This is a genomic window from Alistipes finegoldii DSM 17242, assembly GCF_000265365.1.
Classification (GTDB): Bacteria; Bacteroidota; Bacteroidia; order Bacteroidales; family Rikenellaceae; genus Alistipes; species Alistipes finegoldii.
The window spans coordinates 2,529,234-2,542,783 of record NC_018011.1 but is presented as its reverse complement, the minus strand read 5'-3'; the positions used below and the strand labels follow the sequence as shown (position 1 = coordinate 2,542,783).

The following is a 13,550-nucleotide window of genomic DNA, read 5'->3' as shown; positions in this document are numbered from 1 at the left end:
TAACTATTCAAATTTAATTAACTAATTACAAATATACAATGAGACAAGGGGCAGTATACATGAATGGCAAGTTAGCCGGCATATTGACAGAAATATCGCCGACTGAATATGTTTTCAAATACGATGATACATACTATGCTGATGATATGCAGCCAGCCGTCAGTCTGACATTACCCAAAACACAACAGGAGTATAGATCAGCCTATCTGTTCCCCTTTTTCAGCAACATGCTTTCCGAGGGCCGCAACCGCATCGTTCAATCCCGCATGCTGCATATCGATGAAAACGACCATTTCGGCATTCTGCTGGCAACAGCGCAAACGGATGTTGCCGGAGCAGTAACCGTAAAACCCCTATAACAATGAACCCGATTACGATTTGCCCGTCCACATTGGCCGAAGGATATGACAGCTACTCTCCGATTGCGATAAAACATCTGTTCGACGGCCGGCAAGTGTCTCCATTTTTGGATTATACACCCATTGATGACGACAACAATTCCGCAGCCCAAGAAGAGTTTCTGCACAATCAGGAGCGAATCTCGCTGTCGGGAGTACAACCCAAATATTCGATGATCGTTCGCAACGGTAAACTGGCTTTAACTCAAAAAGGCGAACAAGGCCACTATATCCTCAAACCGAAGTTAAGCGATTTCCGCAACCGGATATATAGTTCCGCGAATGAGAATCTGACCATGCAAATCGCGTCACAGGTATTCGGAATCGAAACCGCCGCAAACGGACTTTGCTTTTTCAAAGGAGGAGAACCGGCTTATATCACCAAACGGTTCGATGTCAAACCCGACGGCACAAAGCGCAGAAAAGAAGATTTCGCATCGCTCGCCGGACTGACTACGCAAAACGGCGGTAAGAATTACAAATATGAGTACTTGACATACGAAGAATGCGGAGAGTTAATTCGACGATACCTGCCCGCATGGAAAGTAGAGACCCTGAAATTTTTCGATCTCATCATATTCAATTTTCTGATTTGCAACGGCGACGCCCATCTGAAAAATTTTTCGGTACTCGAAACCGAATCAGGCGATTTCCGTCTGTCCCCGGCATACGACCTGATAAATACCAAACTGCATGTAGACGACCGGATATTCGCTCTCGACAAAGGGTTGCTGAAAGACAATGCCGCCGAATCTATGCCTTATGGAATGACCAACAGCACAACTTTCCGGGAATTCGGCAAAAGATTAGGGCTCCCCGACAAAACTATCCGACGGGAACTCGACAAATTCTGCACCTCTTATCCGCTTTTAGATACGCTGATCGCCAACTCCTATTTATCCGATGAATTGAAAGAGAATTACCGGAATATGTATCTCGGACGGCGGGATTCTTACCTGAAAATCGGATTGTAACAGGAAACGACTTATGGGCCAGCAGGAATACGAGGCTTTCAAAGCGAAGTTGCGGGAATGGATGAACACCCACCCCGACGAATACGCCGCATTCGAAGAGGCGATGAACGCCCGTGACTATGCAGGGTGCCAGTCGGTCATATTCCAAGCCATGTCCCTTATCCCCCGGTACCGGCGCCTCATGTCCGACAAAGCCAATGAAGGACTGTTCGAGCATGTCGATGAGATCGAACAGGCGGCCCGACAACACGACCTTGCCGGCAAGATCATCCGGGAGTGCGAACAGCCCGGCAAGGATTCCACCCTTCCGGCGATGCTTTGCTGGCTCTACTTCGGCAAGAGTTTCGAACGGATGGTGGAGCGTTGCGAAGAACTGCGGCGTTCGCCCGATCTGGGATTCTTGCAGAAAATGACCATGAGTGCCACGATCAAACTGCTAATCTCCCGCTCCATCAAATTAGAACTGCGCACCAAGCAGGATTGGGATGCCCACCGCGAAGCGATACGGCTGGCCGAAAGCGACCGAGTGCTGGAATGGGCAACGGGCACTCTTCTTGTCGAAGATGCAGGTGAAAAGAGGAAGCCCGGCAGGCCGAGCGCAGCCAGATCATTGGTGGAAATGTTTTCGCCAATTGTCACACATCCCGCTGAGTTGCGAAGAAAGATCGGCGAATACCTCACGAGGAAACACACCCAGACCGACATCGCACGTCTGAAGATCGCTCTCGATGAATTACGCTATCTGGTGGTTCCAATCAATATCAAGCCATTCCGCAATGCCCTGCAAGCAGAATACGGATCTGACATCCGCATCGTCCACGAGCGGGGCATACAGGAAGCATACAGCCGCCTGACGGAACCGCTGCTCATCGGATCGACCGTCGGCAGCCGGGGCAGCGAAGCCCTCATCATCCGGGAAATAAAAGATTTTCTATCGCAATAAGGCTCGTTAAATCCGTCTTAACATACCGCGAATTAAACGCTTAAATATCGCTCAATCATAACATTATATTTGCGCCGTCGCTCGGATTTCCGGGCGGCGGCGTTGCTTTCCCGACCGCCGGAAGGCTGCGCCTCACAATGAGCGGAAAGCAATGTATGAAAGATTTGTTATCCATCCTCCGGGATGCTCCGGGCAGCATCCGGCTGGAGGTAAGCGGCGAGGATCTGTTGGCTTTCTCCAAAAGCCTTATCGACCGCGCCAAAGAAGAGTTGGCTGCACAAGTCGCCGAAGCCCGCAAGGAACGTTACCTGACCAAAGAACAGGTCAAAGAGCTATGCGGCGTTTGCGATGCGACGCTCTGGCATTGGAACCGCAAAGGATATCTGAAAGCCGTTAAGGTCGGGAACAAGGTTCGCTACCGCACCTCGGACATTCAACGGATTCTCGGCGAGCGCGATGGCAAATAAGTCGTCAGACAGCGTTGCAGTCCCCGGCAAGCAGTCCCGGAACGAGCGTATCGAGGAGTTCCTGCGGGAGCATTACGCCTTTCGCTACAACACGGTCAAAAGCCGTGCGGAGTTCCGCAGCAGCGACGGCGAGTTCCTCCCCGTGACCAAATACCGGCTCAACTCCTTCCGGCGGGAGCTCGACCGCACCATCGGCATCTCCACCTCGGCGGAGAACCTGCGCAGCATGCTCGAAAGCGACTTTTCCGAGCGTGTAAATCCCGTGCAGGCGTATTTTCATAAACTGCCGCCAGCAACGGGAACGCAGGCGATCGGCGAACTGGCCGCGACCGTCACTGTGCGCAATGCCCTGCATTGGTCGAAGTACCTGACCAAATGGCTCGTCGGCGTGGTCGCCAATGCGATGAATGACCTCGGATGTCAGAACCATGTCTGTCTGGTACTGACCGGCGAGCAGGGAAAGTTCAAGACCACGTGGCTCGACAACCTCTGTCCCCGCTCACTCGCCAGTTATCTTTTCACGGGAAAAATCGACCCGCAGAACAAGGACGTGCTGACGCTGGTCGCCGAATACCTCTTCATTAACATCGACGACCAGCTGAAGGCGCTCAACAAACGGGATGAAAACGAGCTGAAGAACCTCATCACGGCTCCTTCGGTCAAATACCGGCGGCCCTACGACGTCTACATCGAAGAGTATCCCCACTTGGCGAGCTTCATGGCCTCGGTGAACGGGAACGACTTTCTGACCGATCCGACCGGCTCGCGGCGCTTCCTGCCCTTCGAGGTGTTATCCATCGACATCGACCGGGCGATATGGGTCAATATGGATCGGGTATATGCCGAAGCCCGAACACTCCTGAGCAACGGATTCCGCTATTGGTTCGACGACGCCGAAATCGAAGAACTGCACCGGGGAAACGCCGCATTCCATGTCCAGACCATCGAATACGAAATGCTGCTGAAAGGGTTCGAGAAACCTCCGGAACATGCCGTCACGGATTGCTTTATGACCACCGTGGAGATTCTGGACTACCTGCGCAGCTATTCATCGCTGAACCTCTCCGAGAAACGTATGGGTGAAGCCTTGCGCAAGGCTGGGTTCGAGCGCCGCTCGAAACGTGTCAACGGAAATCCCGTCTACGGCTGGGTCATCGAGAAGATCACACCCAATCCTTTCGTCTCTTACGGATTGTAGTTACTACGCTACTACACACAGCTGCAAAACATTGAAAAAGAACACGCAGGCGTGTAGTAGGATGTAAAAAAACACCTTACGGCATCTTACGACGCTACTACGTCAATTACTACGGTAGTAAGCTGCCATGCACTTCATTACTACGCATAGCAAATTGTTTATCAAACGATTACGCGAATGTAGTAGGTAGTAAGGCAATATCGCTAAACTTCGAAAAACAAACATTATGAATGATCTGAAAAATATCGGCATCAGGCAATTCCTCGCACGGCGGGGCATTCAGCCCAAGTACGAATGCAACGGCTACGGTATGTATCTTTCCCCTTTGCGGGAAGAACGCACGCCGAGTTTCAAAGTGGACTACGTGCGAAATCTTTGGTACGACTTCGGACTGGGCGAAGGCGGCACATTGCTCACCCTCGTGATGCGGTTGGAGCGGTGCGACAGCCGTGAAGCTGTCCGACGGCTGCAAAACGGTGAAAAAAGGGACGCCGGTTCCGCTTCTCTTTCACCGAGTGTTGGCGAGCGTCCAGCTGTCGGAGGGCCCTCGCCGGTCGTGCGTCTAGCCGCCGTCCCCGCACTCCGCATCCTTTCCGATGACCCGCTCCGTCATCCGGCACTGATCGGTTATCTCGTCTCGCGCGGCATCGTCCCGTCTGTCGCCGCGGCATTCTGCCGCGAAGTCCGCTACGAGGTAAACGGCCGCGCCTTTTTCGCCGTCGGGTTCCGCAACGATGCCGGAGGGTGGGAGCTCCGCTCCGAGCGGTTCAAAGGCGGCTCCTCGCCCAAACATATCACCACCATCGACAACCGTTCCGATACGGTGATCGCCTTCGAAGGATTTATGGATTTCCTCGCTTATCTTTCGCTGAAACATCCCGAACGACTGCGCATCGACGCCGCGGTTCTGAACTCGGTCGTCAACCTGCCCAAAGCCATCCCGTTTCTCTCCCGGCATCCGGTGATTCACGCCTTCTTTGACAACGACGAAGCCGGGCGTAAAACGACCTCCGATCTGATCCGTCTTTGCCCCCGCAGCGAGGTAATCGACCAAAGGCATTTTTACAGCGGGCACAAGGACGTAAACGACTATCTGATCGCCCGCATAAAAGACCGACCTAAGACCACGAAAACTATATCCGATAAGCAAGATCACTCTTGTCGGAATAATCTGCAAGCTCTGAAAGCGGAAAGGGCGGAAATTGAACCACCGTGTCGGAAAGGGGTAAAGATTTAAGGAAGGCAAGGTTGTGTTTTCGTAGACGAAAACTGCGCCTTCCCCGCTGGTCGGCGTAAAATCCCGCTGGTCTGAAAAAAAATGCTTACAAACCACTTATCATGGAAACACCGAAAAAAACATACGGCAAACAAGGCGGACGCCCGAAAGTCAGTATCGGCCGCATCCGCAAATACGTCGTCAGCACGCGGCTCAGCCCCGAACGGAAACTCCGATTCTCGGCCCTCTGCCGCGAGGCAGGGCAACCGCCTGCCGAAGTCCTGCGCCAGCTGATCGACCGAGGAACGGTAAGGGCGCGAATCACACGCGAACAGCTGGATTTCATGGCCCAGCTCAAAGGCATCGCCCGGAATCTGAACCAGCTGACCCGGCTGGCCAATGCCAAAGGTCTGGCGGCTGTCAGGGTACGGCATGCGGCGATCATCACGGCCATCGAAAAACTCCTGAAACAAATATGCGATGGTCGGTAAGGTAATATCGGGATCGTCTTTTTCGGGGACGGTAGGCTACGTGATGAAAGAAGAATCCCGGATATTGGAAGCCGAAGGAATCATGCCCCCGGAAGTGAAGGATATGGTGCAGGACTTCAAAGACCAGACCATGCTCAACCCACGGCTGAAAAACAATGTCGGCCATATCTCCTTGTCTTTCTCACCCAAAGACGCCCCGCGGATGACCGACGCCCTGATGACGCAGATCGCAAAGGAGTATATGCAAAAGATGGGCATCACCGATACGCAGTATCTATTGGTGCGCCATCTCGACCAGCCCCATCCGCACTGCCATCTGGTCTACAACCGGGTCGGGAACAACGGGCAGACCATATCGGACAGGAACATCAAGATCCGCAACGCCAAGGTCTGCCGGGAGCTGACCGAGAAGTACGGATTGTATCTCGCACCGGGAAAGGACGACGTACGGCGGGAGCGGCTGCGCGAACCCGACAAGACCAGATACGAAATCTACGATGCGATCAAAGGCTGTCTGCCCAAATGCAAGAACTGGAACGAGTTGGAAGGTAAATTAAAGGAACAGGGCATCAACGTCCGCTATAAGTATTGCGGAAATACCAACCGCAAGCAGGGTGTCCTCTTCTCGAAAAACGGCTTCGAGTTCTCCGGATCGAAGATCGACAGGGCATTCAGCTTTACGAAACTCGACAACCGGTTCACCCACCTGCAACAGCAGGCGCTGCATCGGGCCGAGCTCCTCGGAAACCTCTCGGCGGCGGCAGGCAATTACCGTTCGGCATTTGCCGGGTTGTTCGGCGGCATGGGCGGCGGTACGCGCGAAGAGCCTGCGGCGCCTAGCCCCGGCGGAAAGATCGACGCGATTCCGCTTCCGCCGGCCAGTTCGCCGGTCGGAGTATCGGCCGCACAGTTGCAGCGCAAGCCGGGAGAAAGTCCCGAAGAGCATATAGCACGAATCACGGCGCTGCTCAACGCCGCAGCCGAAGCAATGGCCATCGCCGCGATGGAACGCCGCCGCAAGCTCGAAGAACAGAAAAGAAGAGCCAAAATGAAAATATAACCTTAAAACCGGAAAACCATGAACAACGAAAATAAGATCGACCTCTCGATCGAGATGTATGAAGACCTCAAGGAAACGCTTGTCAAAACCATCAAAAACGCCAAGGCAGGCAGCGCAGGAAACGCAGGTTTGGAGAATGTCCAGCTTGGACGGATCGAACGGCTGATAGAGGCCGCGGAACGCTCGCAAGGGCAGATCGCACAGCAGCTCGAACAACTGCAACGGAATACGGCCTTGTCCGGAGCAAAAACCGAGCAGATGCAGGAATTTACCGACAGATACAACGCGTTGCTGGCGCAGTTAGCGGGGAGACTGGAGGTGATCGACAAGGAGAATCGAACAATAATTACTGAAGTTCTAAGTTTCAAAAAGTCTTTATCCGAATTCAAGAACGAAGTTGATACGACGAAATTCGAAAAGCTCGCCAACAATACATTATGGGAAATGAAAACCCAGATACGCTATCTCAAACAACCACCTATCGTTCTGAGAACAATCGTATTTCTAACCGTATTATCAATTTTGACAATATTGGCAACCGGGTATTTATATAGAGATCGGAACGAATGGCGGGGCGAAGCTACATATTGGTATAAACAGAGCGACCAATATAAAACGACACAGACTAATAAAAAATAAAAACATTTTTTATTACTGGTAAATTTTGTATCTTTGCCACGCAAAGGTTCGGAAAGAAGGCCATATGGCCTCCGATCGATTAAAAGGGAATGCCGTGAAAGTCGGCAACAGTTCCCGCTGCTGTAAGTTCCTGTCCGGAAACGGACACATGAGGGATCGACAATCTCAGCCACTGGTGAAAACCGGGAAGGCGTCGTAACCGGAATAAGTCAGAAGACCTGCCTTGCATGACAGATTGGTTTCGCAGCCTGCGGAGAATGGGCGTGAATCGATAATGCATGTAAAGCACTTTTTCATTTTGTTTCGTTGCATTGCGGCTGTGGAATCAATGGTTACCGAACAAACTATTGATACCAAGCGCATAATGAAGCAATTCTACCTTTCGATCCTATGTCTCGCATTTATTGCGGGGGGGGGAATTTCCACAGCAGTTCAGGCATCCGATAAAGCCGATTCCACCACGAACCGGCGTTACGTCGGAAAACTGGACAGTATCCAGAAAATCAACGAGGTCATCATCGTCGGCACCCCCGTCATTCCCAAATACCGCGAAGTCATCCCCGCACAGGTCCTCAAGGAGGTCGACCTGCAACGGCTGAACAGTCTTTCGGTGGCCGACGCCATCCGCTATTTCGCGGGCGTGCAGCTCAAGGACTACGGAGGTGTAGGCGGACTGAAGACCGTCAACATCCGCTCAATGGGCACCAACCACATGGCGGTCTTCTACGACGGAATCCAGTTGGGCAACGCCCAGAACGGGCAGGTCGATCTGGGGCGCTTCTCGCTGGACGACGTGGAGGAAATATCGCTCTATAACGGACAGAAGAGTGACATTTTCCAGTCGGCCAAGGATTTCGGGGCCTCGGGAACCATCTACATCACTACGCGGCGCCCCCGCTTCGAGGAGGGCAAGCGGGCCAATTTCAAGGCCACGATGAAGACCGGCTCGTTCGGGCTCATCAATCCCTCGATGCGCTACGAGTATAAGATCTCCGACGCCGTCAGCTCGTCGTTCAGCGGCGAGTGGATCAATGCCACCGGCCGGTACAAATTCCGCTACCGCCGCCGCAACACGCTGGGCGAGATCGCCTACGACACAACGGCCTACCGACAGAACGGCGACATCAACGCTACGCGCATGGAGGCCGGACTCCACGGCAAGATGGCCGACGGACAATGGACCGTGCGGGCCTACACCTACAACTCCGAACGCGGCATCCCGGGAGCCATCGTCAACAACGTCTTTCGCCATGGTGAGCGGCTGTGAGACACCAACTCGTTCATCCAGGGAACGCTGACCAACCGCTGGTCGAAGAAATTCCGCACGCTGTTCAACACCAAGTACGCCGCCGACTACACCCATTACGAGAATCAAGACGCCAAGTTGATCCAAACCAAGAACACCTACAAGCAGAAGGAGTTCTATTTCTCGTGCGCTAATCTCTACAACATCTTCGAACACTGGGAGGTGTCGCTGGCCTATGACTTCCAATGGAATACGCTCGACGCCACTTTTTACATGCCCACAGAAAGCGATGGCACCTTCCCCTTTCCGACGCGCTATACCCATATGGCCGCATTGGCCACGGCATTTGAATGGGGACGGTTGAAGATGCAGGCCAGCGTGCTGGGTTACTTTGTCCACGAAAAGGTCGAGCGCTTCGAAGCCCGGCCAGACAAGGCTGTGGCTACCCCGGCGTTCTTCGGATCGTTCAAAGTGCTGAAAAACCACGACCTCTCTGTACGCGCCTTCTACAAACGGATGTTCCGTATGCCGACCTTCAACGACCTCTACTATACGGACATGGGCAACGCCTTCCTCAAGCCCGAATATGCCGAACAATTCAACGTCGGCCTGAAATACACGCGCAATTTTGAGAAATCGCCTTTCATGCGGATGCTCGACGTTTCGGTCGACGCCTACTACAACAAAATCACAGATAAAATCATCGCCTATCCCAAGGGACAGCAGTTCCGCTGGACGATGCTCAATCTGGGCGAAGTGGAGATCAAGGGCGTGGACGCCGTGCTGAACGCCCTGTTCACGCTCGGCAAACTGGAGGTGACGACCAAGTTCCAGTACACCTATCAGGAGGCCATCGACATCACCGACCCGGCCGACACCTACTACCGTGACCAGATTCCCTACATCCCCTGGCACAGCGGCTCGGCCATCCTCGCGCTGTTCTACAAGGGGTGGGGGCTCAATTACAGCTTCATCTACACGGGCCAGCGCTACAACCAGCAGGAGAACATCCCGCGCAACCACACCCAGCCGTGGTACACGAGCGACCTCTCGCTGCAAAAGACTTTCAAGATCCGCACCCGAACCCTCAAGGCCACGGCCGAGGTTAACAATCTTTTCGGACAGGATTACGACGTGGTGCTCAACTATCCGATGCCGAAGACCAACTTCCGGTTCGTCGTCAGCGTCGATCTCTAACCTCCGCGAGCCATGAAAAGGTATCTCTTCATCGTTTTGGCCGGCTGCTGCCTCGCCGCCGGCTGCCGGAAGATCGAACTGGTGAACCCCACCGAGTATGAGGTGTTGCCGTTCGGGGAGGATCCCGACGCCGATCCGATCGGCATGTATCTCCTGAACGAAGGCAACATGGGCAGCAACAAGGCGGACATCGACTACCTCGACTACCGTACGGCGGTCTATGCCCGGGGTATCTATGCAGAAAAAAATCCCAATGTCGTCAAGGAATTGGGCGACGTGGGCAACGACATCCAGGTTTACGACGGACGGCTGTTCGCCGTCATCAATTGTTCGCACAAGGTCGAGGTGATGGACGCCTACACGGCGCGGCGCATCACGCAGATCGACATTCCAAACTGCCGCTACATCCGGTTCAAGGGCAAATATGCCTACGTTAGCGCGTATGTCGGGCCCGTGGCGATGGATCCCAACGCCCAAAAGGGCGCGGTCTTCAAGGTGGATCTCGACACCTATAAGATCGTCGGCCAGGTGACCGTGGGTTACCAGCCCGATGAACTGGCCATCATCGGCGGACGCGCCTACGTCGCCAATTCGGGCGGTTACCGCGCCCCGAACTACGACTCGACGGTCTCGGTCATCGAACTGGAAACCATGCGCCAAATGTACAAGATCGACGTAGCGATCAACCTCAGCCGCATCAAAGCCGACGCCTACGGCAACCTGTGGGTCTCCTCGCGGGGCAACTACGACGACGTTCCGTCGAACCTCTACCGGCTGGAACCCAACGGCGGACGTTACCAGGTGGCCGAGGCGATGAACATTCCGGCTTCGAACATGATCATCTCCGGGGATTCCCTTTATGTCTACAGTGTCGAGTACAGCAACCAGACCTCGAAAAACACGGTAACCTACGCCATCATCGACGTCAAGAAAAAGCGTGTCGTATCGCGCAAATTCATCACCGACGGCACAGAGCTCGATATCGTGATTCCCTACGGCATTGCCATCCACCCCCGAAACGGCGACATCTATGTCACCGACGCCAAGAACTACGTTTCGAGCGGCGTATTGCACTGTTATTCGCGCGAAGGCGTCCACAAATGGAGTGTCCGCACGGGCGATATCCCCGCACACATGGTTTTTCTCGAACGCAAACAGACTCGGCAATGAAAAAGATATTCGCCATCCTGCTGTCGGCCCTCGCGCTCGGCGGCTGTGAAAACGACGGCATCCCCTATGTGAGCCTCGGGCTGGACGACCTTTACAAGGTCGCCCGCATGCAGACCGTCGATCTCAAACCCGCCTTCACGGGCGAAAGTTACCGCTGGACGGTTAAGACCGCCTCGGGAGCCGATTCGCTGCTCTCGGAAGAGAAGGACTACATCTTCCTGATGCAATACCCGGGCACCTATGACGTAACGTTCCAAATCTTCGACCCCGTCAATCCGATCGTGCACCGGATGACCTTTTACGTGGTCGAAGAGGAGGTAGAGTACAGTCCCTACATATCTACGGTCTACGAATACTGCCCGGCTCCGGGACAGTTCGTGAACGCGATGCCCGAATATCGGGAGGGCGACACGGCGGAGACCATGCGGCAGAAGGCCGAGGAGGCCATCGCCGGAAAGATGCAGAGCGGTGTTTCTCTCGGCGCATACGGCGGTTACATCACGTTCGGATTCGACCATACGGTCGTAAACGTTCCGGGCGAATACGACATCCGCATCGACGGCAACTCGTTCAACAGCGCAGCTCATCCGGGCGTCGACGGAGGCAGTTCGGAACCGGGTATCATCATGGTCATGTTCGACGAGAACCAAAACGGCAAGCCTGACGACAAGTGGTACGAGATCGACAAGAATCCGTGGTACACGGATGAGGCGGCTACCTACGGTTATGAGATCACCTATCATCGTCCCGCCCCCGACCATGTCCCGACGCCCGGCGAAGGAAACGACAGCGCCCTGACCGATATGACCTACATCAAATGGGAGGATAATCGAGGACAAACCGACTATGTCTACAAAAACAAGTTCCACGACCAGGACTACTATCCTAAGTGGATCGACGCCGACGAAATGACGTTCCGAGGCACGCTGCTGCCCAAGAACGCCGTGGATGTCTCAGGCAACGGCTCCTATTACCTGCAATACATGTTCAAATACGGCGCCTATGCAGACAACTATCCCAACGAGGCCAAGGACGAAAACGGCAACTATTACAACGGCTTCGACATCGGATGGGCCGTGGATCCCGAGACCCGCGAACCGGTGCACCTGCCGGGGGTCGACTTTATCCGCGTCTACACCGCCCTAAACCAGTACTGCGGCTGGATCGGCGAGACCTCCACTGAAATTTTCATGGCCCGCGACATGCATATCTACGTGCGGCCCGACCAACACCAATAAAATAGAGATTTCACACTATGAAAATGAAAAAACTGCTGTTGCTGCCTGCGTTGCTGCTGACGCTGAGCGTCGGGAATGTCGCCTGCTCCTACCACAACGACGACAACCCCAACGAATACCCCGATCCCCAACCGGAGCCGGAACCCGAACCGGAGCCCGGACCCGACATTAACCAAAAATACCTCGAAGCTGCGTATACCTCTAACTGTTTTATGGTCAAGCCGGGACAGTCGGTCGACATCCCGATACTGAAAGCCTTTGCCATGTGGAACCTCTACGCCGAATGGCTGGGTGAAACTGATCTCATGGGACTGACACCCGAACCGGTTCTGCTTTGGCAGGATCTGCCGGGTTTGATCACGAACGTCGGACTGATTCCTGGACAACAAGCCGAAGAGGGTTCCATCGCCGTATCGACGGCCGACAAGGTGGGCAATGCAGTAATCGGCATCCGCATCGGCGGTGCAATCCGCTGGAGCTGGCATGTTTGGGTGACACGCTACGATCCGGATGCGGAATTGGTAGCTTACGGCAAAATCTACACATGGGACAATAACGGCGACGGAGTTGTAGATTATACTTTTATGGATCGCAACCTCGGAGCCACGATCGACAAGGCGATCATAGAAAATACTGCCGCTGACTCATTGGCCGCTTGCGGACTGATGTACCAATGGGGGCGCAAGGATCCTTTCCCCGGAGACCACGACTTTCGCCGTTCCAACAGTACCGATTACAACTATTTCGAAAGCAAACCGATCTACGACACTTCGGGAACGTTGCTTACCGAAGGAAGTGCCACTGGAGGTACGGGTATCCGCTCCGTTAAGACGGATACGGATCTCACGCGGACGGGGCTCGCCAAATCCATTCTTGAACCGATGACCGTTCTGCTCGGCGCCGAAGGGTACAGCGATTGGTATTGCAGCAGTAAACCCACAGAAATCAAAAAATGCGACACGCTGTGGTGCGGCACACGGGGCAAAACGCCATTCGATCCCTGCCCCGAGGGGTGGCGTGTCCCAGCGAACAAGAATGACAAGTTCATCTGGAACGGGCTCGAAAACGCCACAACCGACTACTCGGCACTGGGAGTATTCCCCTATGCCGGATTCCGCTATCGGGCAGGCGGTGGCTGTCTGAAAAACTCAGGATTCGGAGCCAGTATTTGGTCGGGAACTCCACCGACCGGTATCGGCAATGCCCATGAACTCTCCATCTACATCTCTCCTTCGGAAAAACGACCGATCATCAAATCCGATGTCAGTTGCCGCAGCGACGGACAATCAATACGCTGTGTAAAAGATGCATGA

At 54.1% G+C, this 13,550-nt stretch carries 12 protein-coding genes, 1 pseudogene and 1 riboswitch; all 13 genes and pseudogenes read left to right on the top strand.

The annotated features are described in order from the left end of the window. The first annotated feature begins 38 nt into the window (after positions 1-38). The 13 genes and pseudogenes from ALFI_RS11095 to ALFI_RS11035 all read left to right on the top strand — a co-directional run bounded on the left by ALFI_RS11095 (position 39) and on the right by ALFI_RS11035 (position 13,550). Positions 39-359, top strand: coding sequence for a HipA N-terminal domain-containing protein (locus tag ALFI_RS11095; protein ID WP_014775883.1), 321 nt, complete (start codon positions 39-41; stop codon positions 357-359). 2 nt (positions 360-361) lie between these two features. Beyond that, positions 362-1,372 carry a type II toxin-antitoxin system HipA family toxin gene (locus ALFI_RS11090; RefSeq protein WP_009597477.1) on the top strand — a complete coding sequence of 337 codons (1,011 nt, stop codon included), beginning with the start codon at positions 362-364 and terminating at the stop codon, positions 1,370-1,372. 13 nt (positions 1,373-1,385) lie between these two features. Continuing rightward, on the top strand, positions 1,386-2,315 hold the full coding sequence (locus ALFI_RS11085) for a DUF6043 family protein (protein ID WP_014775882.1): 930 nt from the start codon (positions 1,386-1,388) through the stop codon (positions 2,313-2,315). A gap of 155 nt (positions 2,316-2,470) precedes the next feature. Beyond that, positions 2,471-2,782 (top strand): helix-turn-helix transcriptional regulator, encoded by a 312-nt coding sequence (locus ALFI_RS11080; protein ID WP_014775881.1) that lies wholly within the window; start codon positions 2,471-2,473, stop codon positions 2,780-2,782. Further along, positions 2,772-3,980, top strand: coding sequence for a virulence-associated E family protein (locus tag ALFI_RS11075; RefSeq protein WP_014775880.1), 1,209 nt, complete (start codon positions 2,772-2,774; stop codon positions 3,978-3,980). The genes ALFI_RS11080 and ALFI_RS11075 overlap by 11 nt, the downstream gene beginning before the upstream one ends. A 226-nt stretch (positions 3,981-4,206) precedes the next feature. Continuing rightward, positions 4,207-5,217: a toprim domain-containing protein gene (locus tag ALFI_RS11070; RefSeq protein WP_014775879.1), complete on the top strand. Its 1,011-nt coding sequence runs from the start codon at positions 4,207-4,209 to the stop codon at positions 5,215-5,217. A 101-nt stretch (positions 5,218-5,318) separates the two neighbouring features. Beyond that, positions 5,319-5,687, top strand: a complete 369-nt coding sequence (locus ALFI_RS11065) for a MobC family plasmid mobilization relaxosome protein (RefSeq protein ID WP_014775878.1) — start codon at positions 5,319-5,321, stop codon at positions 5,685-5,687. Continuing rightward, a complete protein-coding gene (locus ALFI_RS11060; RefSeq protein ID WP_014775877.1) occupies positions 5,677-6,747 on the top strand; it encodes a relaxase/mobilization nuclease domain-containing protein in 1,071 nt (356 codons plus the stop codon). The genes ALFI_RS11065 and ALFI_RS11060 overlap by 11 nt, the downstream gene beginning before the upstream one ends. A gap of 18 nt (positions 6,748-6,765) precedes the next feature. Beyond that, on the top strand, positions 6,766-7,386 hold the full coding sequence (locus ALFI_RS11055) for a hypothetical protein (RefSeq protein ID WP_014775876.1): 621 nt from the start codon (positions 6,766-6,768) through the stop codon (positions 7,384-7,386). Between the two features lie 26 nt (positions 7,387-7,412). Next, positions 7,413-7,626: riboswitch (cobalamin riboswitch) on the top strand. 124 nt (positions 7,627-7,750) lie between these two features. Continuing rightward, positions 7,751-9,829 (top strand): annotated as a pseudogene (locus tag ALFI_RS11050) (TonB-dependent receptor). Between the two features lie 12 nt (positions 9,830-9,841). Further along, complete coding sequence (locus tag ALFI_RS11045; RefSeq protein WP_009597452.1) at positions 9,842-10,999, top strand: DUF5074 domain-containing protein; 1,158 nt, start codon at positions 9,842-9,844, stop codon at positions 10,997-10,999. Then, on the top strand, positions 10,996-12,237 hold the full coding sequence (locus ALFI_RS11040) for a hypothetical protein (protein WP_014775875.1): 1,242 nt from the start codon (positions 10,996-10,998) through the stop codon (positions 12,235-12,237). The genes ALFI_RS11045 and ALFI_RS11040 overlap by 4 nt, the downstream gene beginning before the upstream one ends. Before the next feature lie 17 nt (positions 12,238-12,254). Next, positions 12,255-13,550: a fibrobacter succinogenes major paralogous domain-containing protein gene (locus ALFI_RS11035; RefSeq protein ID WP_014775874.1), complete on the top strand. Its 1,296-nt coding sequence runs from the start codon at positions 12,255-12,257 to the stop codon at positions 13,548-13,550.